This is a genomic window from Limosilactobacillus sp. WILCCON 0051, from assembly GCF_039955095.1.
Taxonomy (GTDB): Bacteria; Bacillota; Bacilli; order Lactobacillales; family Lactobacillaceae; genus Limosilactobacillus; species Limosilactobacillus allomucosae.
The window spans coordinates 684,979-710,073 of the sequence record NZ_CP154878.1 but is presented as its reverse complement, the minus strand read 5'-3'; the positions used below and the strand labels follow the sequence as shown (position 1 = coordinate 710,073).

Below are 25,095 nucleotides of genomic sequence, written 5' to 3'. Positions count from 1 at the left end.
ATAAACTATTACCGACGCTGCTGACTTTATTAAAAAAGAATCCGCTGTATGAATGCGACACTACCGATCTACTAATAGCTTTTGTCAGAAGCATCGATTCAACAATCCGCTTAAAAATTACATAAGATCGGCTCGATTTGCCATCCGTAAAAATCCAATATCCGATCTTTCAAGGACAGCCGTTAAATCAGTCAGTTTATTTTCAATTAATAGCAAAAACTGCCTTGCCTAAACAAAGCAGTCAATCCGCAATCTTAATGTCAACCACCATCGGCTAAAGTCGATGGCTTGTGGGCAAACACCCCAGTATTGAGTATCCGAACCACAATTTGCATAGATACGGATGATTTACTCAAACAGCCGCAGTTGCTTGAGCAGTGATCGTCTAATTACCAATGCCTTTTACGTCCCCAGGTTGCCATAGGGACGATATATCTCAATAGTTGTTAGATAGTTAGCCTTATAATGCTGTAATCGTTCACTTTGGTTCTTAGTGATACAGTTATTAAGTCAACTACTATCTACAAGTATTCTATCATAGTAGGCCTATCCATCCCATGACTAAAGTCACGGGATTTCCGGCTAGTCATAATTAAAAAATCAGCCATAATCTGCTGCATCGCCAGATTATCATTCGGCAGACCGATTGTCACCCGCAGCCAGCCATCAGCAAATCCAGTGCGAATCTGATAGCCGTTTTCCAAAAATCGTTTAGCAAGCTGATCGGCACCCGGCAGCTTAAAGTAGATGAAGTTAGCCTGGCTAGGATAATAGAAAACTTGGTGCTGTTTTAAAAACGTCTCCCATTTATCACGTTCTTGAGCATTTTTAACCGCGACCTGCTCGACAAACTCTTGATCAGCAAATGCTGCCTGGGCCGCGACCTGCGACAGCGTATTCAGGTTGTATGGCAGGCGCACCGTCTGCAGATAGCGTGCCCGCTGATCATCGACAATGATATAGCCAACCCGATAGCCGGCCAGTCCATAGATCTTGGAGAAGGTTCTTAAAACAGCCACGTTGTCAAATTCTTCGAGCAGCGGTAATGCCGAGGCAGGCTGAGCGGACCTGACAAAATCAATATATGCCTCATCAATCAGTACCAAAACATCTTTGGGAACCTGAGTCATAAAATCACGCAGAGCAGCAGTTTCATTATATCCACCGGTCGGATTGTTAGGATTGCACAGCCAGATCATTTTGGTATTTGGCGTAATGCTGTTTAAAAAGGCATTCAAATCATTGGCGCCGCTTTGCAAGTCAACAGGCACGCTTTTGACGGTTGCGCCTTCGATCTGAGCATTGAGACCATATTCGGAAAACGTCGGGTCAGCAACCAAGACCTCATCCCCTGATTCCAAAAAGACTCTTGAAACCAAAGTAATGATCTCATCCAAGCCGCAGCCAAAGACGATATTTTCTGCTTTAACGGCCAGTTTTTGAGCGATCATTTCTCGCAGCTCAGTTGCATTGCCATCTGGATACCAATTGCCGCTCCCTTGCTCCACGGCATCAACAACCGCCGCGGCAACCTTAGGCGAGGTTCCATATGGATTTTCATTGGCCGAAAGCTTGGCAACGCGGCTAAGGCCATATTGTTTGGCAATCGTTTCCGTCGGCGTTGGCGGTACATAGCTTGCCAGTTGCTTAATCGTTTCTTTCATCGTCTCACCTCTAAAGTTTTTTGATTGGGGCACGATCCTTAAACTGGCTCATCTGACCAACGCGCGCACCCAGTTCTTCTTTGATTTTTTCAAAGGGCAGATCGCATTCAACGAGCAGGACCATTAAATGATACAGCAGATCAGCCGTTTCGTACTGCAGTTCAGCCGGATCGCTGTTTTTGGCGGCAACGATAACCTCAGTCGTTTCTTCGCCAACTTTTTTCAAGATCTTATCCAGACCTTTTTTAAAGAGATAGTCAGTGTACGAACCATCAATTGGATTTTCTTTCCGTTGTTTAACCAGTTCATAAAGTTCATCAAGATTCTGCTGTGTCATTGGCATTGCCTTCTTTCATGATTTCAATTGGATTAAAAAAGCAGCTGTATCGTCCGGTATGACAAGCTGGCCCTTTAGGATCAACCGCTACTAAAAGCGTATCGCCATCACAGTCAAGCGTCATGCTGACCACTTGCTGCGTATTGCCGCTGGTAGCTCCCTTATGCCAGAGCTCTTTGCGGGAACGAGACCAAAACCACGTCTCGCCACTGGCCAGCGTTTTTTGAAAACTTTCCTCATTCATCCAGGCCACCATCAAAACGGCTTTGGTATTGACATCAACCACCACCGTCGTCAGCAGACCATTCATTTTCGAAAAATCGGGTTTCATTGGCGAACCGGCACCCCTTCCTTAGCCAGCACCTGCTTAACCTGAGGAATCGTCAGCTCTTTAAAGTGAAAGACTGAGGCGGCCAAAGCTCCCGTCACTGGCGTCTGCTTAAAGACATCAACAAAGTCCTGGATTTTGCCGGCCCCGCCAGAAGCAATGATCGGCACGTTGACGACGCGGCCAATCGTCTGGTAGAGCTTGAGATCAAAGCCATCTTTGGTCCCATCGCAGTCCATGCTGGTAATCAGCAGCTCACCGGCTCCCAGCTCAACGGCTTTTTTAGCCCAGACAACTGCCTCGAGATCCGTCTTTTGCTGACCGCCATGCGTATAGACAAAGTATTTACCGGCTGCTGGATCCCAGCGAACGTCAATCGCCACTACCACGGCTTGACTGCCAAAGCGTTCGGCACCCTGGCTGATCAGAGCTGGGTTGGCAACTGCTGCCGAATTGATCGCGGTTTTATCGGCCCCGGCTTTTAACATGCGCTCCATGTCGGCCAGATTTTTGATGCCACCGCCAACCGTCAGCGGCATGAAGACTTGTTTGGAAACCGCCTCAACCACGTTGCTCATGGTCTGCCGCTTTTCATTGGTTGCAGTGATGTCCAAGAAAACCAGTTCATCAGCGCCTTGTTTTTCATATGCTGCTGCAATTGCAACCGGATCGCCGACATCTTTTAAGTTGACGAAATGAACGCCTTTTTTCACCCGTCCGTCAGCTACGTCCAGGCACGGAATGATTCGTTTAGCCAGCATTCTCATTCACCTCCGCAATCTGCTCTAAGGTTACTTTGCCCGCTGCAATCGCCTTGCCAACGATCACGTCTTTTAACCCAGCCTGCTTAAGCATTTTCAGATCATCAAGACTGCCAACGCCGCCTGAGGCCACGATCCGTACTTCGGGGAACTTTTGCTGCAGTCCTTCAAGCAGCTCGATATTTGGCCCCGTCAGCGTACCATCCGTTGCCGTGTCAGTAACGATAAAGCGTTTGGCCCCGGCAGCAGTCATCGCTGCAATCAGATCAGCCATTGAAGTCGTGGACTGATTGAGCCAGCCATCAGTCGCTACTTGACCGTCGCGGCCGTCAACGCCGATCGTAATCGCCCGACTGCCGAATTTTTCCAGCATCTGCTTGGTAAACTCAGGATCCTTTAGCGCTACCGAACCAAGAATGACTCGATCAACCCCGCTTTTTAGGTAGCTTCTGATCGTCTGCTCATTTCGAATGCCTCCGCCAATCTCGGTTTCACCGGCAAATACCTTAACGATCCGACTTACCAGCTCAAAATTCTGCGGCTGACCGGTCTTAGCGCCATCCAGATCCACCAGATGCAGTCCGCCAATGCCAGCTTCTCTGATCAAGCGCGCCTGTCTGATTGGATCGGCACTGACCAGCGTTTCTTGTTTGAAGTCGCCTTGATAGAGCCGCACGCTGCTGCCGTTTTGAAGATCAATTGCTGGATAGATCATGCTTTCACCGCCTTTTCAAAAAAGGTTTGCAGCAGTTTCAGCCCGACTTGCCCGCTTTTTTCAGGGTGAAACTGGAAACCATAAACGTTGTCTTTTCGAACGATTGCCGGCACGGCCAAGCCATAGTCAACCGTTGATACGATATATTCATCAGCACACTTGGCATAGTAGGAATGAACAAAATAGGTATACTGCTGATCGATTGACTTAAAGATGCTTTCCGGCTGCTGCAGCTCGTTTTGATTCCAACCCACCTGCGGAACGATCCTTTGCCCATCATCATCTGGAATCCGCACGACCTGCCCGGGAATCAAGCCCAGACCAGCTGCACTGCCAAATTCAGTTGACGAGTCAAACAAAAGCTGCATGCCCAGGCAGATGCCCAAAAATGGCGTCCCATTGGCAACCGTGCTTTTAATGATTTGATCCAGGCCGGTTTCTTTTAAACGCGTCATTGCAGCACCAAATGCTCCTACACCTGGAAACAGTACCACGTCAGCCTGCGAAATTTTTTGCGGGTCAGCCGTCAGTTCAGCTTTTTGGCCCAGGTACTGGCAGGCCTTGAGCACGTTAAAGACGTTGCCTGCTCCATAATCGATTACCGCGATCATCAAATCATCCCCTTGGTTGAGTTAACTCCTTGAATGGCTGGATTGATCGTGACTGCCTGCCGCATTGCACGGGCCGTTGCCTTGAACAATCCTTCAATCTTGTGGTGCGTGTTGCGGCCATATAGTACTCTGGCGTGCAGGTTCATCTCGGCATTAAAGGCCAGTGCCTGAAAAAAGTCTTCGGTAATTTCCGTTTCATAGGCGCCCAGCCGTGGATTGGTCAGCTCGGCATCAAATACCAGATAGGAACGCCCGCTTAAATCAACCGTAACCTGTGCCAGCGTTTCATCCATCGGTACAAAAGCATTGCCATAGCGTTCAATCTGCGCCTTGTCGCCCAATGCTTCTTTAAAGCACTGACCCAAGACGATGCCGGTATCTTCGACCGTGTGATGAGCATCAACGTTCAGATCGCCTTTGACCTCCACGACCAAGCCAAAGCGGCCGTGCTTGGCAAACAGCTCCAGCATGTGATCAAAAAAGCCAACACCGGTATTAATGGCAACCTGACTTTGATCGTCAAGATTCAGCGCGACTTTGATCTGTGTCTCTTTAGTAGCTCGGTTTATCGTTGCCTTGCGCATTTGATCAGTCCTCCTTGTCAAATCTGGCTTCAATAGCGCGGGCGTGAGCTTCTAAACCTTCCGTACGCGCCAACTTGGTAACAGCTTTGAGATCGGCTTTAAGATTTTGACGATCAAACTGAATAAACTGAGTCCGCTTGACAAAATCATAAACTCCCAGCGGCGAGGCAAAACGCGCCGTTCCACCAGTTGGCAGCACGTGGTTTGGTCCGGCAACGTAATCCCCCAAAGGCTCGCTGGCGTAGCGGCCCAGGAAAACCGAACCGGCATTTTTGATCAGACCCAGGTACTGCGTTGGATTTGCCAATTGGACCTCCAAGTGTTCAGGAGCTACGTCGTTCATCAGTTCAAACATCTCAGCCGTATTTTCCATCACCGCAATAAAGCCGCGATCCTCAATGGAAGTCCGGGCAATCTCTTGACGCGGCAAAGTGCTCAATTGACGATCAACTTCTTTAGAAACGGCTTCGGCAAGCGACTTGCTGTTGGTGATCAGCATGGCCCGAGCCCGCTTGTCGTGTTCAGCCTGTGACAAAAGATCGGCCGCGATTTCTTTGGCATCGGCACTGTCATCAGCCAGGATGCCGATTTCAGACGGACCGGCCACCATATCAATGGCTACCTTGCCAAACACCTGCTTTTTGGCCGTTGCCACAAAGATGTTGCCGGGCCCCATAATCTTATCAACAGCGGGGATGGTTTCCGTACCATAGGCTAAAGCAGCAATGGCCTGAGCCCCGCCAACCTGATAGACCTCATCGACGCCAGCCAGTCGGGCAGCTGCCAAGACCGCTGGATTGATGCCAGCTGGCTGTGGCGGCGTTACCATGACGACCCGCTTGACTCCCGCTAATTTGGCTGGAATGCCGCACATCAGAATAGTTGATGGATAAGCTGCCGTTCCGCCTGGCACATACAGTCCCACGCTGGCCAATGGCGTAATCTTTTCACCGCGCATGATGCCTGGCGTGCTGACGTCAACAAAGCTGTTTTCGATTTCTTGTTTGTGAAAACTGGTAATGTTTTGCTTAGCCAGTTCCAAAGCCGCCCGCAAGTCATCATCAATCGCATCCAGCGCCTGATCAAGCTGAAAGGCAGGAATTGAAAAATCTGCCAGATTGACGTTATCAAACTTGCGCTCATAGTCGCGAACGGCCTGATCACCGTTTTGAGCAACGTTTTGAATAATCTCGCTGACCGTTTTTTCAATCTCAAAATCAATGGTCTGTTCGGTATAGCGAGCAACGATTCGTTTCATTTCATTCAGTGACTTTTCGTAAATCTTCATCATACTCTTCCTCCATTGCCTGTCTTAATTGATTCGTCAATGCAAATATCTCATCACGCTTCTGCTTTAAAGCAACCGGATTAGCCACCAGCCGACTCGTGATTACGTCCAGCCAGTCATGCACGACCAGGTGATTAACCCGCAGCGTCGTTCCGGTTTCAGTCAGGTCAACGATGGCATCGGCCAAGCCAGTCAGCGGTGCCAGTTCAACCGAGCCGGCAATCTTGATGATCTCGACGTCTTCGCCTTGGCTGGCAAACCAGCGGCGCGCCACATTGGGATACTTAGTGCCGATAACCTTGCGACGAGGCTGATTCCAGTCAAAATCGCTTTTTGCAGCGACGATAAACTGACAGCGACCGGTATTTAGATCCAGCAGCTCGTTTACCTGCTCATCGGCTCCCTGCTCTTCTAAAACATCGCTGCCTACGACGCCCAGATCAACCGCTCCTTTTCTTAGATAGGTGCAGACGTCTTCACCTTTTACCAGAATGATCTGATACTGATCGCCCAGATTGATGATCAAGCGGCGCTGCTTATCAATCAAGGGCTGACAGTCAATATTGCATTTCTCCAAAAGCGGAATGAATTTCTTTTCGACTCTTCCTTTGGTCAGCGCGATTCTCAGCATTCTTTCATCCCCTTTTCTGCATCCAAGACGACCAGTTTCGCTCCCGCCGTTTGGGCCTGCTGCGAAGCCTCCTGCAACGAATCGGCCAAAGCCAGCGAGTAGTTGCCGTGCTTTTCGACCAGTGCTGCGGCCTGGCCAAGAAGCTCAAACGGTGCATAGACAAAGACCGGCTGTTTTTTGACCGGTTTTAGCGCTGCGGCCTCAGCTAAAGCATCAATGTTGATTCCCAAGCCAACCGCGGGCTCCAATTGTGACTGGAAGTTGGCTAAAAGGCGGTTGTAGCGGCCGCCGCTGATCAGATAGGCGCTAGTCGTCTTTTCTACATAGCCTTTCATAACGATGCCCGTATAGTATTTTTGCGGCACCGCACTGCTGAGATCGACAATTACCTGCTGATCGGCCAGCTCACCAGCAAACTCAGCCACCGTCTTGAGCTGATCAAGCAGCCGACGAGCCGGCTTCGGAACCTTGACTTCTGCCAGCATGTCATTTACCTCTGCCAGCGTACCGAACAGCCATGGCCATTTACGCAGAAACGGCATTGTCTGAGGGGCATCAACCTGTCTGAGCAGTTTTTCATAGGCCGGAAAGTTTTTGTGATAAAGCGCCTGTGCCAATTGCTGCTGCAGTTCTTCATCCAGTTTTAGCGCATTTAGAATCGCATCGACCAGTCTGGCATGTCCCAGCTCAATCGTTAACTGGTTGTCCAGCAGGTGGCGGTTCAGCTGATGCATTAAGATCACGCCTTCCATTTCTGCCTTCAATGAACCATAGCCGATTAATTCGATACCAGCCTGCGTCTGCTCGTTTTGCCCACCTGAAAGCTCAGGCGCTGCTTGAAACCGCTCGCCCAGATAATAGATCTTTTGGGGGAGCTTAACGCTGGTCGTCGCCAGGAACCTGGCAACCGGCAACGTCAGATCCGGTCTCAAGACCAGCTCATCGCCAGCCGGATCAATCACCCGATACTGCTCGCTTTGCATATTGAACTCGGCAAACAGATCCCGTCGTTCCACGATTGGCGTAATGATGCGTCGATAGCCGCGATTGCGCAGATTTTTCATCAGCCAGGCACTGATTTGATCCTTTGATTCTGCCTCCGTGCCAAACTGATCGCGCAAGCCAGCCGGTAAAGCAATGCTGCTCATCATGATAATGCCTCCTCTCATTTTTTGCTCATTTATTTTTTATGTAAAAAAGCGTCCTCTCTGCCCATCTGGACAAAGAGGACGCTTTTCGCGTGGTCCCACCTCAAATTCGATCGCCCCTTGCGAAACGATCCTCATGCTGGATAAAATTCAGCCCTAATAACGAGTGGTCCCGGAACAGCCTACTGACAACAATTTCAGCTGATCGACTCACCGGTGTGGTTCACTGTCGCAACCAATCTCTTCCCAACTTAGCGAGACTCTCTCAATAATCCACGACAGCTACTCTCCGGGTCATCATCATTAAAAAATAATGAGATTCATTTGATGTTGTAGCTATCTTATTCTCATCATTTGATCGTGTCAAGCACTTTTAAGAAATTTTTCATAGCATGCCAGCCACGTCCTACCTGATCGATTCCATGCGCATCAGAGCCGAAAATCAATGGTACGCCGGCCTTAAGCGCTGCCAAGACAATCTGACTGCCGGGATAAAAATCGTTGCAGTATTTTTTATAAAGGCCAGCCGAATTAAAGTCCAGACTCAGCTGCCGCTGGCTGGCGGTAGTCATGATCTCATCAATCAGCTGCTGACATGATTGATCAAAAACTTCCGGCAGCCCGAAATAATCTTGATATTTTTTGATCAGGCTAAGATGGCCAAGCCGATCAGGTCCAAAGCTGCCCAGATCGCAGCGGGCACTGGCCAGAACCGTTTTTAGGTAACGCTGATACAGCAGCTGCGGCGTCTTCAGCTCATCAGCAAAACCAGCCTGCAGCTCATCTGTGGAATAGTCAATTCCCCAAAATTTTCCTTGATCATCTTGAAGATAATGTACCGACAAAATATTGTGCTGGGTCTTTTTTCCATACTGATCCAAAAAGGCGCGCGTCGTTTCTTCAAAGCCTGCCAGATACTCAATCTCAAAACCAATGCTGATCTTGATCTGGTCGGCATATTCACTTTGCAGCTGCTCAGCTAAGTTTAGATAGTCGTCAACCTGCTCTCTGCTGAGTCCTTCCGTTTGCCAATCATCGGCTGGACCGGCAAACCGTTGAACAAAGTCTTTTGGCATGGGCGCGTGCTCAGTAATCCAATATTCGTCAAAGCCAAGCTCAATGGCACGTTCAACCATCGCTCGCGTGCTCTCGTGACTGCCGTGGGGACAAAGCTCAGTATGGGTGTGGCCATCAATTTTAAGCATTCTAATCATTCCCTTTTAAAATTTTTTCCAGTTTAGCGACTGGCTTAAAATTCGTCAAGGCATAAAAAAACAGCGGTCGAAACAACCACTGTTTTGAGTTTATTTTTAGATTTTTGGCATTTTGACGACCACAAAACTGGCCAGCGTGCATAAGACAACGATTATTGCAAACGCCCAGATCTGAACCGTTCCCAACGGACTGCACTTAAAGGCCAGCCCATAAAGCGAGGGTCCCAGTGCCGCAATCAGATAGCCGCCGCTTTGCGTTAAACCTGAAAGCTGTGCCGTCCGTGCTGGCGAAATCGTCTTAAGTGGAAACATCGTCAGCGCCATAATGAAATAAAAGGCCGTCATGGCACCGGTAATAATCGCCAGATAATACCAATAAAAAAGCGGCATGGTTGACTGCCAAAACATCAAAACGGCTGCCAGCAGCGTCAATAGGCCAACTACGATCGACATTATGATCTGGCTTCGATGCGTGGCGGTTTCAAGAAAGCGGGGCAGCAGCAATGAAACCGGCATGCCGGCAAATGAATACATTGCCAAAACGATGCTGATCTGACCGCCTGAAATGCCGTTAAAACGCATCAATTCGGGCAGCCAAGCCACCAGCGTATAGTTGATGATGGACTGCGCGCCAAACATCAGCAGACAGCACCAGGCATAGCGGTTTTTCCAAAGCGGAGCGACAGTCGAATTTAATTTAGGCTCATCAATCAGCTTGTCTGACTGATCAATCGTTCGCTCCGGCTGCGGTCGCTTAGGCATCGGCAGTCTGAAAGCCAGCCACATCAGCCAGGGAAACATTGTCAAAAGCAATAATGCAGCCAAAACCGACCACCAGCCAAAAGCAGTCGACAATGGGTGCGTCAAAAGACTGAAAACAGCCGAGCCGACCATGATCGCCATTGAATAGGCCGTGGTATAAAGCGCGGTCTGATTGGGTTCATAGGCCGCAACTACGGAAGGCGTCAAAACGTTTAGATGCGTAATCCCCAGTCCAACCAGCACCGTGCCAAGCAGCAGCATTGGCCAGGCAACGTCCAGTCTTAACAAGGCGCCTAAGACCAACGCCGTCAAGCCAAAATTTAAAGCGCGACGCAGGCCGAATCTGGTCATTTCCTTAGCGACAACGATCGAAAACAGCAGAAACATAATCAGCGGAATCGTCGTCAAAATTCCCAGATTGCCGACTGCGGTCTTTAACTGGCGCGCAAGCTGGTCGATTATCAATGGAATGGTGACGATGGGCGCACGCATGGCCAAGCCAAACGCAATCACCGTCACTAAGACCAGCCGATCACGATTCTTCATCTGCTCGCCCCCTATTGATTGACGATACTGTAGGTCTGCTTGCCATCCTTAGCCGTATACAGCGCTGTTTGATTGTCGTTGGGCTTCATCATGCTCAATGAATAGCCGCTGCCCACGATTTTTTTAATCTGTGTCGAAGTCTGGTTAAGCGAATTGGTAAGGTTTGACCATCCTGCCTGCTGAGCCTGATCCGGATTTTGGGCAATATAGTTTAAAGCCTCAACCGTATTCTCATTAGTTGGCATGATCTGATAGGTTTTCGAGTCGCTGTCATAGTTGACGGTGCCCATCTTGCTGTAGGCCTTCTGCAGCTGACGAAGCAGATACATTTCTTTTTGTTCTTGAGTAGCGCCGCTGTCCTGCTGGTTGAAGACCGCGGTAGTGCCATTGACTGAAAAGCTGGAACTGGAACTTGAATCAGCTTTCGAATCGGTCGCAGAGCTAAGCGACGATCCTGAACTGGCAGCACTCGTCGTTTGCTGTGCCGATTGACTATGGTGCCAATATGGCAGATTGATCGTACCATAAACCGTAGCTGCCAGACTTAAGACCAGCATGATCGTTGGCACCACCCACTGGCGATACTGCTGCCAGGAATTAACCAGATAAAAGGCACTCAAGATCAGCATCAATGCACCGAATACAACTAAGAAAATCATGGAAAGCTCCTTTGTAATCATTAAATAAAAATCTATTTCATTACTACTTTACAATAATTTTTTACGGATCGTACTTTATTTCAATCATAATTTAAGCTTTTTGACTGATCAGATGCACGATCATTATAAAACAGCCGTATAACAATAAAAAGGTCCTCCACTCAATGAGCGTTGGACCCTTTTTGTACGAAAAAACAACCGAGCAGCGACTAAAATTCCATCAGCGTCTTCGTATCGATACCGCGCAGATGCTTGCGGCCTTCCAGCTCTTTTAATTCAATCAGAAAAGCTGCACCAACGACCTTGCCGCCCATTTGCTCAACCATGTCGATCGTAGCACCAATCGTACCGCCAGTAGCCAGCAGATCGTCAACTACCAAAACGCGCTGACCAGGCTTAACGGAGTCGTTTTCCATCTGCAGCGTTGCCTCGCCATATTCCAGCTGGTAAGAAGCACTGACCGTTGCCCGTGGCAGCTTGCCCTTCTTCCGTGCTGGCGCAAAGCCGACCCCCAATTCATAGGCAACCGGACAGCCAACGATAAAACCGCGTGCTTCAGGACCAACCACCATGTCAACCTGCCGTTCGCGAGCAAATGCCGTAATTTCGTCAGTGGCCTGCTTAAAAGCCTCGCCATCTGCCATCAGCGGCAGGATGTCTCGGAAGATGATTCCTTTTTCCGGGTAGTCAGGAATACTTGCAACATATTTATAAAGATCTAGAGCCATTTAAAATATTCTCCTTATTCGTTTGCCATCAGCCAGTCAGCAACGTATTTTCGCAGCGTGCGCGTGTCGCTATACAGCAGCACCTGATCGCTTTGCAGATGAGCCGCATGCTGACGATAGCATTTCGTCTGTTCTAAATCAACGTGGTCGGGATGATCCGTCAGCTTTAGAACGCCATCACTTATTGTAACAAATTTTGCCTCATAAAACACCGTAATCATCCAATTTAGCTGTTCAACCGGCATCTGCAGCGAACGAGCCATCGCCGGCTGCTGTTGGCGATAGTTGGCAATCTTAGGATACTGACGCAAGAAACGATACAAAGCCGCAAACTGCTGGCGCGTCGGCAAACCAAAGCGGACTGGATTTCTTTCCCAAAGCAGCAGCCGAATCATCGCTGGCTGCCCGCCATTTTGCCAAAGCGAACTGAGCATCGCTAAACTTGGCGGACAGTCCACGATCGTCACCTGCTGATCCTTAAAGTCGGTTTTAACGGCCGTCTGTGGGCTTAAAACCGTCCCATGGGCATGGCCGGCGATGTTTTCCCGCAGCGTCTGATCAAAGGCGACATAATAGCCGGTTTCCGTAAACATGCTTGGCAAAAGCTGCCGCGTTCTTTGATCCAGAATTGCCGTTCCCTGCGTTTGAATGTCCTTTAGCATCAGTTGCGCGGTCCGTTTGCCACGCCATTCATTAATCCCTACCGTAGCCGCAATCGTCACTGGTACGCCAGCCATCAGCAATGGCGCCAGCTCAGCCTTGCCAAACGCCACCACGGCCGCGCTGCGTTTTTGTCCCCGCAGCTCAAACTTCAGATGTTCCTGAGCCTTGCCCATTGTCTTGACGTTGTTGATTTGATCAGCATGAATTGCAAAAACCGGTTCTGGATTGCCGGGACCAAACGGCGCTAGACACTGCAGTTGATCATAAAGATCTTCGTTGACGTCATCTGGCCCCAGTTCAGCCGCCAGCTCCAGTTTAGCCGCCCCTGCTTCGAAAAGCCCCTGCTCAACGGCTTCCTGTTCTAAGGCCTGCCGCAGCTCATCAACCTGGTCAACGGTAAACGACATCCCGCATGCCTGTGCATGACCGCCAAATGCCGTCATCAAATCGCGATGCTTTTGCAGTGCCATAAATAGATCAAAACCGTCGCGACTGCGTCCAGAACCCTTGGCAATCTCATCACCATCATTAACGCTGGCAACAATCGTGGGCTTGCCAGTTTCTTCAACAACGCGGCTGGCAACGATGCCTAAAACGCCTTGATGCCATTCATGCCCGAGCAGCACCAGCGTCGAGCGATCTGCATTTTCAGCTGAACGTGCCTGTTTTAAGGCCTCCTCAGTAATCTTTGCCACCAGCTGCTGCCGCGTTTGGTTGGCATTTTCAACTTCTTGAGCAATCTCTTTGCCTTCGCGATCATCCATAGTCGTTAAAAGCAGCACGCCTTCACTGGCATCGTCAATTCTGCCCAGCGCATTCAGGCGGGGCGCGATGCCGAAGCCGACGTCTTGATCAGTCAGCCGATCCTCATTGAGCTTGGCCAGTTTAACCAGCTGGTGGAGTCCTGGTCGCATTCCTTGACGCAGCTGATGAAGTCCCCAGGTAATCAATGCCCGATTTTCACCAGTAACGTCAACCAGATCGGCCAGTTCGCCAATTGCTACCAGATCCAGCATCTCTTGAGGGAACTCTTCAGTCAGCGCCCAGGCCGTCTTAAAAGCAACGCCGACCCCCGAAAGATCACCGCCCTGATACTCACTGCCAGGAAACTTAGGATGAACGATTGCGGCGGCTTCAGGCAGCTGGGCCGGCAATTCATGGTGGTCGGTAATCACAACGTCAACGCCGCGTGAATTGGCATACTCAATCTCTTTGGCACCGGAAACGCCATTATCGACCGTAACGATCAGCTGAGCACCGCCATCAATCAAGCGCTGGTATTCATCAAGATTGGGACCATAGCCGTCAGTAAACCGGTTAGGAATAAAAAATTCGACCTGAGCTCCCACCTCATCCAGCGTTTCATACATAACCGCCGTACTGGTAATGCCATCTGCATCATAATCACCATAGACGACGATCTTTTCACCATTGGCAACGGCTGCTTGAATTCGATCAACGGCTTTTTGCATATCATGCAGCTCAAACGGATCATGCAGCTCTGCCAACTGAGGATCCAAGTACTGCTTGGCTGCCTGGACCGAATCAATGCCGCGCTGGACCAATAATTGTGCCAGCAGCGGTGAAAGCTGACATTGTTCTTGAAGGTCTTTTGCCAGCTGCTGGTTTTTATTTTGGGACAATTCCCACGCATAGCGCGCTTCCATTATTTCACCATTCCTTTAAAACATGACAACCGGAACCTGTTTCAGTCCCGGTCGTTGTCTGTTTATAGACTGCGCTTGTCTTGCTGATAGTCAAAAAACTTTTTGATTGCCCAATCGCCAAGTCCCGGCCACACCTGGTAGCCCCATGAAAGCCAGGAGGTCCAGCCTGGCACGTTGATCTCACGGGTCTCATAGCCGACATGAGCCCAAACCTGCTTAGCCAGTTCCGCCGGCTGCACGATCATCCAGCGCGGCAGTTTGCTTAGGTAGCTGCCATCAGGATCCGCCTTGTCAAAAAACGACGTGGCAACCGGGCCCGGATTGACCGTCAACACCTGAACGCCATAGTCAGCTACTTCCATGCGCAGAATATTGTCGAACTGGATTACGCCAGCCTTGGTTGCTGAATAGGCAGCCGCATTCGGGGTCGGAATCTTGCCATCCAAAGAGCCCAGATTGATAATGGCGCCAAAACCTTGATCCATCATCTGTTTAGCTACACAGCGGCTCAGATACATCAATGCCAGCAAATTAACGTCAACCATGCGTTTCATGACCGTGCGCGACTGGCTTTTAACCGCGGTAAAGTCGCCCAGCCCAGCAGCATTGACCAAAACATCGATTTCGCCAACCTCGTGTCGAATCGTGTTCAATACCTCGTCAACCCGATCTGGATCCGTAACGTCCAACTGATAGGCAAATGATGGGCGACCCGAAAGAATCAGGCACTGCTGGGCAACCTGATTGAGCTTTTCCAGATCACGCGCGCAAACTACAACGATTGCACCGCGTCGGGCTGCTTCTAAAGCCAGTTCTTTGCCAATGCCGCTGGATCCGCCAGTAATCAAAACAACCTTATTGCGCAGCATCCGTAATGCCTTCATTCGCTTCATCATTGCCATCACCTCTATTTAAATGGTACGTCAACTATATCAAAATCATTAACGACGCGCGTGTCAGGGAATATATCGCGAACCTGGTAGGCCAGCTGATAGGCCGCCTTGCCGGTATAGCGTGCCGAGATGTGCGTCAGCAGCAGTTTCTTGGCATGCGCCTTTTTGGCCGTCATTGCTGCCTGACCACTGGTTGAATGGTAGTAGCTGCGCGCCATCTTGGTCTCATCCTTGGCAAAAGTACCCTCATGAATCAAGACGTCGGCATCCTTAGCCAGTTCAATAGCTGCTGGCGTATGACGCGTATCACTGATGATCGTAATCACCCGACCTTTTTGCGGCGCGCCGATAAAGTCATGTCCATCCAACACTCGTCCATCAGGCAGCTCAACGACCTTACCGGCTTTAAGCTGCCCATAGACTGGTCCTGATGGCACTTGAGCAGCCCGCAGCTTTTCGACCTGCAATTCGCCTGGATGATCATGCTCAACCACCCGATAGCCAAAGCAGGCGATCTTGTGATTGAGCTTTTTGGTATAAACCGTAAACGTCTTGTCGCTAAAAATCTCGCCATCATCACGCAGCTCAACGAATTTCAAGGGATAGCTCAAACGCGACTCGCTGACTTTTAACGCGGTTTTGACAAACTCCTTGATGCCAACGGGACCATAGATCGTCAGTGGTTCGTTGCCGCCTTGAAACGATCGCGAGCTGAGCAGACCCGGCAAGCCAAAAATATGATCACCGTGAAGATGACTGATAAAAATTTTTTCAATCTTGCGGGGGCGAATCGTCGTCCGCAAGATCTGGTGCTGCGTAGCCTCACCGCAGTCAAACAGCCAGACTGCGTTGCGTTCTTCCAGCAGCTTTAAGGCAATGCTGGAAACGTTGCGCTGCTTGCTTGGCGACCCGGCACCGGTTCCTAAGAATTCAATCTGCATAAATCATTTTCCTATCCTGTCTTCTATTATCGTCAATTATTGGACAAATTCAAAAACAAACTTCTCAATTCGTACCAAATCCCCATTTTCGATGCCCTTAGCCCGCAGCGCGTCGTCAACGCCCATATGCCGCAGCTGACGAGCAAATCGCAGCTGACCGTCTTCATGATCAAGGTTGGACATCTTAAACAGGCGCGTCAGCTTTTCGCCGCCTAAGACCCAGGTACCATCATCGTCACGCGTAATCGTAAAGTCTGGTTCGGCTTCCTTAGCACGATATTCGACGCTTGTCAGCTTGTCATGGTGCTCGCTGTCAAAGGCTGGCGTCTGATCAAGCAGATCCGCCGTCATCTGCATCAGCCCCTGCACGCCTTGATGCGTAATCGCACTGATTGGCACGACTGGCGGCACCTTGGCAAACGTATCGTCTTGGGCCAGCATCTCCTTAAAGTGTGCCAGGTTTTCCTGAGCGTCCGGCAGATCCATCTTGGTAGCAACAATGATCTGTGGGCGTTTCAACAGCTCAGGATCATACGCAGCCAGCTCATGGTTGATCTGGTGATAGCGTTCAATAGCCTGTTCGGGGTCCTGGCTGCCCATATCGATCAAGTGCAGCAATACCCGCGTACGTTCGATATGACGCAGGAACGTCAAGCCCAGGCCAACCCCTTTCGACGCGCCTTCGATCAAGCCAGGCATATCAGCCATTGCAAAATCACGACCATCCGGCAGCATGACCATCCCTAGATTAGGCACCAGCGTCGTAAATTCATAAGCGGCAATCTTGGGCTTAGCACCAGTAACGACCGAAAGCAGCGTTGATTTGCCCACAGATGGGAAACCAATCAGCCCAACATCGGCCAGCATCTTTAATTCCAGTTCCAAGTAGCGGTCCTCGCCTGGTTCGCCATTTTCAGCAATTTCCGGTGCCGGGTTTTTGGCTGAGGCAAAATGAATGTTGCCGCGACCGCCGCGACCACCCTTGGCAATTACCAATTCCTGGCCAGGCTGCGTCAGATCGCCCATAATTGCACCCGTATCCAGATCGCGTACCGTAGTTCCCTCTGGCACGGCCACGATCAGATCAGAGGCAGCTGCTCCCGTCATCTGCTTGCTCATCCCGTTTTGGCCATTTTTAGCCTTGAAAATCCGATGATAGCGAAAGTCCATCAAGGTTCGCAAGCCCGGATCGACCTTTAAAATAATGCTGCCGCCGCGACCACCATCGCCACCGGCTGGACCACCGTTGGGAACGTACTTTTCGCGCCGAAAAGCCACCATCCCATTACCGCCTTTTCCGGCATGGGCTTCAATTTTTATTTGATCCACAAACATGTTAGCCATGAAAATATTCTCCGTTCTTAAAATAGTGACTGCTAAGTCTAGTATAAGGAAAAATCAAGCGGGCGTCAAAATCAGTCATGACTGCTGCCTTTTGCTACATCGGCCTTGCCCTGCAAAGATATTTTGATCAATTGGGCCGTCTTTTGATTGATCCCTAGTGCCTGGATATCCTCAACCTTGGCATCAGCAATCCGATCCAATGAGCCATACGCTTTTAACAGCTTGTTGCGCGTTCTTGGTCCCACGCCCTTAATCTCGTCCAGTCGGGAACTCAGCGAATGTTTGGTATGCACGCTGCGATGAAAGGTAATTGCAAATCGATGCACCTCGTCTTGAATCCGCTGTACCAGATAAAATCCCTGACTGCGCGGATCAAGATGAACGTGATGATCGTCTTGACCATATAAAAGATCAGCCGTTTTATGCTTATCGTTTTTGACCATCCCCACGACCGGAATTGCCAGATTCAGCTCATTTTCCAAGACATCGCGGGCCGCGTCCATCTGAATCTCGCCCCCATCCATAAAGATCAGATCGGGCAGCGGCTGGCCTTCCTTGAGCAACCGGCTGTAGCGACGCCGAATCACTTCGCGCGTGCTGGCCGCCTCATCAGCATGACCGATTACCGTTTTTAATTTATACTTGCGGTACAGCTTTTTGACCGGTTCGCCATCAATAAAGACTACCATGGCGCTGACCGGATCGGCACCTTGAATATGCGAGTGGTCAAAAGCCTCGATCTTATGACATTCTGAAAGGCCTAAAGCATCCGTAATCTCTTTCATCGCGCCGCTGGTTTTAGCCTGATCCATTTCCAGCAGCCGAAATTTCTCATTCAGCTGCAATTGGGCATTTTCATAAGCCATGTGCATCAGATCACGTTTTTCTCCTCGCTGCGGCGTTCGCACCGGTACGCCCAGAATCTCGCTGATTTCATGATTGGGCAGCCCGGCTGGCAAGAGAATCTCTTTAGGCAGAATATTGTTTTTACGGTTATAAAACTGCAGAATAAAGCTGGTCATTTCTTCAGCTGCCGTATCGACAACCGGAAAGAGACGCTTTTCTCGCTTCATCAGTCTTGCCTGACGAATAAAGAACACCTGAATGCTCAGCCAGCCTTTGTCCATGTAAAAGTTGAACAGATCACGCGGCGTTTTATCGTTGGTAATGATCTTTTGTTTTTCAACCGTCACCTCGATATAGTGCAATTGATCGCGAATCTCAGCCGCCCTTTCAAATTCAAGCTCCGCACTAGCTTGTTTCATTTTTGCGAGCAGCTGTTTTTTGACGCTGGCAGTATTGCCATTTAGAAACGACTTGATTTTTTTGATCTGCGCATCGTATTCTTCACGCGGGACTTCTTTAAAACATGCTCCCAGGCACTGGCCCATATGATAGTACAGACATGGGCGTCCTTGATGTCCCCGACAGCGGCGCAGCGGATAGACCTTTTGAATAAAGTGCAGCGTTTCTTCTGCCGCGTAGACGTTTGGATAAGGGCCAAAATAATAGGCACCGTCTTTTTTTATCTGCCCAGTAATCTCAATGCGCGGGTCACGCTCATTGGTGATCTTGATGTAAGGATAGCCGGTTCCTCGCTTAAGCTTGATATTGTAATAGGGCTGATGTTTTTGAATCAGCGTAATCTCAAGCAGAAAGCTCTCTTTATTGGAATCAGTGGTAATGATATCAAAATCTGCGACCTGATCAACCATTGCCGCAACCTTCCCCGTATGACTGCTCTTAAAATACGAGCGGACCCGGTTCTTAAGATTTTTGGCCTTGCCGACATAGATGATCTGTCCATTGATGTCTTTCATTAAATAGCAGCCGGGCTTATCCGGCAGCAGCATCAGTTTATGCTCCACTCGCTGTGTGGTCATCGAACGCCTCCATTTAGTTAATTATCTCTAATTCTAGTACAGACTGGCAGCTGGTCGCAAAAGAATCGCCTGTAAGTTGATTTACGTGATTTCCAGTTTGTGATAGGATATTTGCAAACGGCAATTAAAGGAGGGCCAGCCCATGGGTTTGGTAACACAACGCAATCAAAAGCTGGAAAAACTGTTCAACGACCTGGCAATCGATCCAAAAGAAAAAGCCAAGGAAAAGGCCAAGTCGGCTGACCAGGCAGAAACCAGCGACAAAAACAAGCAATAACCGCTTCGCATTATAAGAAAACAAGAGGGTCCCGTATCCGGCCAGTTCCGGACATGGGGCCCTTTTTGCTGATTTATGACTGGCTGATCAAAAGCGGCTATTTTTGATCGTGCATGCGAGCTTCGATCCACTGCCAGACCTCATCCTTGCCGAATTTGGTCTCGGCCGAGAAAAGCTGCAGCGGCGTGTCAGTCAGTCCCAGCGTCTTGGTAATCTGCGAAATCGATTTCGTCCGCGCGCTGGGCTTGACTTTATCAATCTTGGTGCCGACTACCAAAAGCGGTACCTGGTAGTATTTCAGCCACTGGTACATGGCCACGTCATCATCGCTTGGCGCATGACGAGCATCAACCAGTTCAATTACGCCCTTTAGCTGCGGACGCGTAGTCAGATAAGTCTCAATCATCTTGCCGAATTTTTCGCGCTGCTTTTTGGAGACCTTGGCATAGCCATACCCGGGGACATCGACAAAAAAGAGCTGATCTTCAACGTTATAAAAGTTCAGCGTCTGTGTCTTGCCGGGCTGACTAGAGGTATGAGCGAAGTTTTTGCGATTGATCAAGGCATTGGTCAAAGAAGACTTGCCGACATTGGAACGGCCAACCAAAGCAATCTCTGGGTAGTCAGTCTTCGGATACTGTTCTTCAGCAACCGCGCTGATCGTTAAGTCAACGTGATGAACTTCCATAATCTATTTTGATTCCTCCGTTAAAAAAGGGCCACTGCTGACCCTTTCTACTTGTTATGAAGCTTTTTCGTCTTTTAATACGTAGCGCGGCTCGCCATGGCTTTCCACGCAGCGCTTGTCGATTACGACCTTGGCAACGTCATTGCGGCTTGGCAGATCAAACATGACGTCTCGCATTACGTCTTCGATGATCGAACGCAGTCCACGCGCCCCAGTATTTCGCTTGATTGCCAACTGAGCCATTGCCCGCAAGGCCCCATCCGTAAACTGCAGCTGGCTGCCATCCAAGCGGATCAGTTCTTGATACTGCTTGACCAGAGCATTCTTTGGCTCCGTTAAGATGCGAACCAGATCATCTTCATCCAGTTTTTGCAGCGCCGTCAAAACAGGCAAGCGGCCGATGAACTCAGGAATCAGCCCAAACTTAAGCAGATCTTCTGGAATAACGTGCTGGAGGATGTTCTTTTCGTTGACGTCCTGCAGCTCGCCGGTATCCGTTCCAAAACCAATCGTCTTATCACCCAGGCGTTCCTTGACAATATTTTCAATTCCATCAAAGGCCCCACCAACAATGAACAAAATATTGCTGGTATCGACTTGAATAAACTCCTGTTGCGGATGCTTACGACCACCCTGCGGCGGAACGTTGGCAATCGTGCCTTCCAGGATCTTAAGCAGTGCCTGCTGAACCCCTTCGCCGGAAACGTCACGGGTAATTGAGACGTTTTCGCCTTTTTTGGCAATCTTATCAATTTCATCAATGTAGATAATGCCTTTTTCAGCTCGTTCAACATCAAAGTCAGCGGCCTGTAAAAGCTTTAAAATGATGTTTTCAACGTCTTCACCGACATAGCCGGCTTCAGTTAAGGTAGTCGCATCCGCGATCGCAAACGGCACGTTTAAAATCTTTGCCAGTGATTGTGCCAGATAGGTCTTCCCAGAACCAGTCGGCCCAATAATAGCAATATTGCTCTTCTGCAGGTCAGTTTCGTTGTTGTCGCCCGTCATCATGGCGTTGACCCGTTTGTAGTGATTATATACCGCTACGGCCAGCGTCTTTTTAGCATCGTCTTGTCCGATTACATAGTCGTTAAGCTCCTTGACGATTTCGGCCGGCGTTGGTACGCGGAAAGTTTCATTAGCGTGATCTTCTGCCAGCTCTTGTTCAATAATCTGCTGGCAAAGATCGACACACTCGTTGCAAATGTAGACGCCAGGACCGGCAACGATCTTTTTTACTTCGTCTTGCGACTTGCCACAAAAAGAACAGTGCACGGCATCCATGCCACTGGTATCTTCAAACATCTTGCGTCCTCCTCTTAAAATGATTGTGTTTATCATACCAAACTGTCGGCCAAATTTCGAATAATTCAAACCATCATCGATACGACAGGCAGGCTTAAATAAAAAATGATCGACTCAGTACGACAACAGGGCCCAGCACCCGGATAACCGAACGCTGGGCCCCTATGTTGTTTTAACAGTGCTGTTCGCAGCTGTTTTTAACGCAATTTCAAAGATTACTTGTCTTCTTCTGCGTCCTTGGATTCAACTTGCTTAGCAGAATCCGTAACCAGGTCAACGGCCTTCTTGATTTGAATGTCGTGACTCAGCATATCCTTGGACAGAGCCTTCTTAACGGCATCTTCTTCCATACCGTATTGAGCAGCCAGGTCCTTGATTTCAGCATCGATGTCTTCATCGGTTGCTTCCAGGTTGGCATCCTTAACGATTGCCTCCAGAACCAGGTTGGTCTTAACCCGCTTAGCAGCATCGTTGGCGAATTGCTTGCGCAGGTCGTCTTCAGTAGTACCAGTGATTTGGAAGTACATCTTAGGATTGATGCCTTGTTGCTGCATGCCCATCAGGTATTGTTGCACTTGACGGTCCGTGTCGTCGTCCAGCATTGCTTGTGGAATTTCTTCCGTTTCAGCGTTGTTAACGGCAGCTTCAATAGCAGCATCTTCAATGGCAGCGTGAGCAGCGTCTTCTTTTTGTTCCTGCAGCTGCTTCTTCGTCTTTTCCTTCAATTCGTCAAGCGTGTCAACGTCTTCGTCAACGTCCTTGGCAAATTCGTCGTCCATTTCTGGCAGTTGCTTTTCCTTAACTTCGTGCAGCTTGACTTCAAAGACGGCTTCTTTACCGGCCAGGTCTTGTGCATGGTATTCTTCAGGGAAGGTTACCTTAACCTCAACGTCTTCGCCAGACTTGTGGCCAACCAGCTGGTCTTCAAATCCTGGGATAAAGGCGCCTGAGCCCAGTTCCAGCGAGTAGTTGTCAGCAGAGCCGCCGTCAAACTTTTCGCCATCAACGGAACCTACGTAGTCGATAACGACCGTGTCGCCGTTTTCAGCTGGTTGGTCTTCCTTCAGAACCAGTTCAGCTTGTTGTTGACGCTTGGATTCCAGTTCGTCTTCAACTTCCTTGTCGGAAACCGTCGTGTCTTGAGCTGGAACTTCCATACCCTTGTAGTCGCCCAGCTTAACTTCTGGCTTAACGGCAACTTCGGCAGTCAGTACCCATGGCTGACCCTTTTCCAGACTCTTAACATCGATTTGTGGCTGGTCAACTGGTTCGATACCAGTTTCTTTAACAGCATCTTCGTAAGCCTTTGGCAGCACGATGTTTAAAGCATCTTGGTACAGAGCTTCTTCACCGTACATTTGGTTAAACAGTTGACGTGGCACGTGGCCCTTACGGAAACCAGGAACCGTGATCCGTTTTTGCGTACGCTTAAAGGCTTGGTCAATACCCTTCTTAGCCGTTTCAACGTCGATTTCAAAAGTTAATGTCCCTTTGCTGGCTTCGCTGTCGCGTTCCCATTTTGCTGACATTTCATTTCCTCCAATAACTTGCAGTTTTCAACTGGTCGCTGCTCATATCACAAACGACAGCGACCCGTACATACTTTAATAGTTTACCGTACAGTGCCCTGGATTTCAACTATTCGCATTAATTATCGCCAATTTAAGCCTGATCATCGACTTCGAGCGTGACAAACCGACCATTGGCAACGTCAAAGAGTCCCTCATCCGTCAATTTCAATTTTGGAATTACTGCCAATGGCAAAAAACTCAGTGACATGACTGGATCGATGTTTTCTGGAATTCCCAGCTCTTGGTGGGCAGTCTGATTGATCTGATTTTGGGCCGCCACGACCTGTTCAGCCGGCTGATCACTCATCAAGCCAGCAATCGGCAGCGCCATGCGGGCAATTGGCTTTTGATCTTTTATCATGACAACGCCGCCGCCCTGCTTGATCAGTTCAGCAACAGCTGCCCGCATCTCAGAATCACTGACCCCGGCTGTCATGATATTGTGAGAGTCATGACCGATTGAGATGGCAATCGCGCCATGCTTGATGCCATATCCGCTGGCCAGTGCCGTACACATTTTGCCAGTTGCGTGATGACGCTCAATAACTGCTAATTTAACCACATCTTGACTTGGATCGTAGACAAAATCACCGGTTTCATCATGACTGACTTGACAGATTGCTTCATCAGTCAAGACCTCACCCGGAATCACCTTAATCGTCCGCACCGCTTTGCCAGTCAGGTTCAGCTTAAAACAATCGCTGGCTAACGGCTTAACGTGCATCGATGCTGCCACGGCATCGATTGGATAGCGCTGAACCTTTGGCAGATACTGGCCATCTTGAGCCACTTTCTCGCCCAGGATCCAGGTCTGTTCCACATGAAAACTTCTTAAATCATCTACGACTACCAAATCAGCCCGTCTGCCGGGAGCAATGGCCCCACGATCATTTAACCCGCAGTATTCAGCTGCGTTTAAGGTGGCCATTTGAATAGCAGTAATCGGGGAAAGGCCCTGCTCGATACAGATCCGAATGCTGTTGTCCAGATGGCCCAGCGTCATTGCCGTGACTGCCTGGACGTCATCGCCAGCCAAAAGGCAGTGACGCGCTGTTTGCGGCGTTACGACCGGCAAAAGATTTTTCAAGTCATGCTCAGTCGTTCCCTGCCGAAGCAGAACATACATCCCGCAAGCCAGTCGATCCCGCGCTTCTTGAACCGTTGAGCATTCATGATCATTGGCTACACCCGCAGCCGCGTAGGCATTCAGCAGTTTGCCGAAGACTTGCGGTGCATGACCATCGATCCGCCGATGATACTTTTTGGCCAGCATAACCTCATCAATCATCTTGTCATCATTATTGACGACACCGACATAGTTCATTAGTTCAGCCAAGCCATCCACGGTACCCTCTTTTAGCGCCGGTTCCATATCCAAAGCACTAAGGTTGGCGCCGGCATGCTCAAAAGGAGTCGAAGGCACGCAAGAAGGCATCAGGTAACGAATATCCATTTTTGCCAGCTTGGCAGCCTGCTCCATGTATTCCAAGCCTTTTAAACCAGCAACGTTGACGATTTCATGCGGATCGCATAAAGCAGTTGTCGTTCCGCATGGGACAAAGATCCGACTGAATTCTTCCGGCGAAACATAGGAAGATTCTACATGAATATGAGCATCAATCAGTCCTGGCAGCAGGAAGCGGCCTGCCAGATCAACCACCTGCTGTCCTTCATAATGCTCACCGATTCCAGCAATATAACCAGCTGCTAATGCCACGTCGCCTTGCCGAATGGTTCCTAAAAAGACATCCACGATCTGTGCGTTTCTAATCACTACGTCAGCTGGCACGCGACCAGCTGCCACATCAATCAAGTGTTTTAGTTCTGATTTTTTTATCATCACCGAAGCCTCTTTCATTTTTGTCAAAACATTATAAAAAAGGCACG

General features: G+C 49.5%; 24 protein-coding genes and 1 other annotated feature. Of the genes, 1 reads left to right on the top strand and 23 read right to left on the bottom strand.

What is annotated here, in order from left to right:
• Positions 1 to 521: 521 nt before the first annotated feature.
• The 19 genes from hisC to uvrC all read right to left on the bottom strand — a co-directional run bounded on the left by hisC (position 522) and on the right by uvrC (position 19,367).
• The gene (hisC, locus tag ABC765_RS03445; RefSeq protein WP_347980716.1) at positions 522 to 1,664 is read right to left on the bottom strand and encodes a histidinol-phosphate transaminase; all 1,143 of its coding nucleotides are present in this window, start codon (positions 1,662 to 1,664) and stop codon (positions 522 to 524) included.
• A 10-nt stretch (positions 1,665 to 1,674) separates the two neighbouring features.
• On the bottom strand, positions 1,675 to 2,001 hold the full coding sequence (gene hisE / locus ABC765_RS03440) for a phosphoribosyl-ATP diphosphatase (protein WP_347980715.1): 327 nt from the start codon (positions 1,999 to 2,001) through the stop codon (positions 1,675 to 1,677).
• Positions 1,982 to 2,332 (bottom strand): phosphoribosyl-AMP cyclohydrolase, encoded by a 351-nt coding sequence (hisI, locus tag ABC765_RS03435; RefSeq protein WP_347952948.1) that lies wholly within the window; start codon positions 2,330 to 2,332, stop codon positions 1,982 to 1,984. The genes hisE and hisI overlap by 20 nt, the downstream gene beginning before the upstream one ends.
• Positions 2,329 to 3,090 (bottom strand): imidazole glycerol phosphate synthase subunit HisF, encoded by a 762-nt coding sequence (gene hisF / locus ABC765_RS03430; protein ID WP_347980714.1) that lies wholly within the window; start codon positions 3,088 to 3,090, stop codon positions 2,329 to 2,331. Before hisF ends, hisI begins: the two co-directional genes overlap by 4 nt.
• Complete coding sequence (hisA, locus tag ABC765_RS03425) at positions 3,080 to 3,805, bottom strand: 1-(5-phosphoribosyl)-5-[(5-phosphoribosylamino)methylideneamino]imidazole-4-carboxamide isomerase (protein ID WP_347980713.1); 726 nt, start codon at positions 3,803 to 3,805, stop codon at positions 3,080 to 3,082. The genes hisF and hisA overlap by 11 nt, the downstream gene beginning before the upstream one ends.
• Positions 3,802 to 4,416 (bottom strand): imidazole glycerol phosphate synthase subunit HisH, encoded by a 615-nt coding sequence (hisH, locus tag ABC765_RS03420; protein WP_347980712.1) that lies wholly within the window; start codon positions 4,414 to 4,416, stop codon positions 3,802 to 3,804. Before hisH ends, hisA begins: the two co-directional genes overlap by 4 nt.
• Positions 4,416 to 5,000: an imidazoleglycerol-phosphate dehydratase HisB gene (gene hisB / locus ABC765_RS03415; RefSeq protein ID WP_006499764.1), complete on the bottom strand. Its 585-nt coding sequence runs from the start codon at positions 4,998 to 5,000 to the stop codon at positions 4,416 to 4,418. The genes hisH and hisB overlap by 1 nt, the downstream gene beginning before the upstream one ends.
• 4 nt (positions 5,001 to 5,004) lie before the next feature.
• The gene (gene hisD / locus ABC765_RS03410; protein WP_347980921.1) at positions 5,005 to 6,288 is read right to left on the bottom strand and encodes a histidinol dehydrogenase; all 1,284 of its coding nucleotides are present in this window, start codon (positions 6,286 to 6,288) and stop codon (positions 5,005 to 5,007) included.
• Complete coding sequence (gene hisG / locus ABC765_RS03405; protein ID WP_347980711.1) at positions 6,260 to 6,919, bottom strand: ATP phosphoribosyltransferase; 660 nt, start codon at positions 6,917 to 6,919, stop codon at positions 6,260 to 6,262. Before hisG ends, hisD begins: the two co-directional genes overlap by 29 nt.
• Positions 6,913 to 8,070, bottom strand: a complete 1,158-nt coding sequence (locus ABC765_RS03400; protein ID WP_347980710.1) for an ATP phosphoribosyltransferase regulatory subunit — start codon at positions 8,068 to 8,070, stop codon at positions 6,913 to 6,915. The genes hisG and ABC765_RS03400 overlap by 7 nt, the downstream gene beginning before the upstream one ends.
• 71 nt (positions 8,071 to 8,141) lie before the next feature.
• Positions 8,142 to 8,374, bottom strand: a binding site (T-box leader).
• A 43-nt stretch (positions 8,375 to 8,417) separates the two neighbouring features.
• Positions 8,418 to 9,272 carry a histidinol-phosphatase HisJ gene (hisJ, locus tag ABC765_RS03395; protein WP_347980709.1) on the bottom strand — a complete coding sequence of 285 codons (855 nt, stop codon included), beginning with the start codon at positions 9,270 to 9,272 and terminating at the stop codon, positions 8,418 to 8,420.
• Positions 9,273 to 9,377: 105 nt separating this feature from the next.
• The gene (locus ABC765_RS03390) at positions 9,378 to 10,589 is read right to left on the bottom strand and encodes an MFS transporter (protein WP_347980708.1); all 1,212 of its coding nucleotides are present in this window, start codon (positions 10,587 to 10,589) and stop codon (positions 9,378 to 9,380) included.
• Between the two features lie 11 nt (positions 10,590 to 10,600).
• Complete coding sequence (locus tag ABC765_RS03385; protein ID WP_347980707.1) at positions 10,601 to 11,248, bottom strand: DUF308 domain-containing protein; 648 nt, start codon at positions 11,246 to 11,248, stop codon at positions 10,601 to 10,603.
• 209 nt (positions 11,249 to 11,457) lie between these two features.
• Positions 11,458 to 11,976 (bottom strand): adenine phosphoribosyltransferase, encoded by a 519-nt coding sequence (locus ABC765_RS03380; protein ID WP_128513166.1) that lies wholly within the window; start codon positions 11,974 to 11,976, stop codon positions 11,458 to 11,460.
• A gap of 14 nt (positions 11,977 to 11,990) precedes the next feature.
• Positions 11,991 to 14,306: a single-stranded-DNA-specific exonuclease RecJ gene (gene recJ / locus ABC765_RS03375; protein WP_347980706.1), complete on the bottom strand. Its 2,316-nt coding sequence runs from the start codon at positions 14,304 to 14,306 to the stop codon at positions 11,991 to 11,993.
• 62 nt (positions 14,307 to 14,368) lie between these two features.
• Positions 14,369 to 15,202, bottom strand: coding sequence for an SDR family oxidoreductase (locus ABC765_RS03370; protein ID WP_180305144.1), 834 nt, complete (start codon positions 15,200 to 15,202; stop codon positions 14,369 to 14,371).
• Between the two features lie 11 nt (positions 15,203 to 15,213).
• Entirely contained in the window at positions 15,214 to 16,140 is a 927-nt protein-coding gene (gene rnz / locus ABC765_RS03365; protein WP_347980705.1) for a ribonuclease Z, read from the bottom strand.
• Positions 16,141 to 16,176: 36 nt separating this feature from the next.
• A complete protein-coding gene (obgE, locus tag ABC765_RS03360) occupies positions 16,177 to 17,475 on the bottom strand; it encodes a GTPase ObgE (RefSeq protein ID WP_347980920.1) in 1,299 nt (432 codons plus the stop codon).
• Between the two features lie 80 nt (positions 17,476 to 17,555).
• Positions 17,556 to 19,367, bottom strand: a complete 1,812-nt coding sequence (gene uvrC, locus ABC765_RS03355) for an excinuclease ABC subunit UvrC (protein ID WP_347980704.1) — start codon at positions 19,365 to 19,367, stop codon at positions 17,556 to 17,558.
• Between the two features lie 142 nt (positions 19,368 to 19,509).
• On the opposite strand from uvrC, the gene ABC765_RS03350 reads away from it, so the two are divergent.
• On the top strand, positions 19,510 to 19,644 hold the full coding sequence (locus tag ABC765_RS03350) for an SPJ_0845 family protein (RefSeq protein WP_278764307.1): 135 nt from the start codon (positions 19,510 to 19,512) through the stop codon (positions 19,642 to 19,644).
• 97 nt (positions 19,645 to 19,741) lie between these two features.
• Here ABC765_RS03350 and yihA read toward each other — a convergent pair whose 3' ends face one another.
• From yihA to ade, 4 genes are all read right to left on the bottom strand, one after another.
• Positions 19,742 to 20,332: a ribosome biogenesis GTP-binding protein YihA/YsxC gene (gene yihA, locus ABC765_RS03345; RefSeq protein WP_347980703.1), complete on the bottom strand. Its 591-nt coding sequence runs from the start codon at positions 20,330 to 20,332 to the stop codon at positions 19,742 to 19,744.
• A gap of 54 nt (positions 20,333 to 20,386) precedes the next feature.
• Positions 20,387 to 21,637: an ATP-dependent Clp protease ATP-binding subunit ClpX gene (gene clpX, locus ABC765_RS03340; protein WP_006499749.1), complete on the bottom strand. Its 1,251-nt coding sequence runs from the start codon at positions 21,635 to 21,637 to the stop codon at positions 20,387 to 20,389.
• A gap of 215 nt (positions 21,638 to 21,852) precedes the next feature.
• On the bottom strand, positions 21,853 to 23,166 hold the full coding sequence (gene tig / locus ABC765_RS03335; protein WP_006499748.1) for a trigger factor: 1,314 nt from the start codon (positions 23,164 to 23,166) through the stop codon (positions 21,853 to 21,855).
• 133 nt (positions 23,167 to 23,299) lie between these two features.
• The gene (gene ade / locus ABC765_RS03330) at positions 23,300 to 25,045 is read right to left on the bottom strand and encodes an adenine deaminase (RefSeq protein WP_347980919.1); all 1,746 of its coding nucleotides are present in this window, start codon (positions 25,043 to 25,045) and stop codon (positions 23,300 to 23,302) included.
• Positions 25,046 to 25,095: the final 50 nt, after the last annotated feature.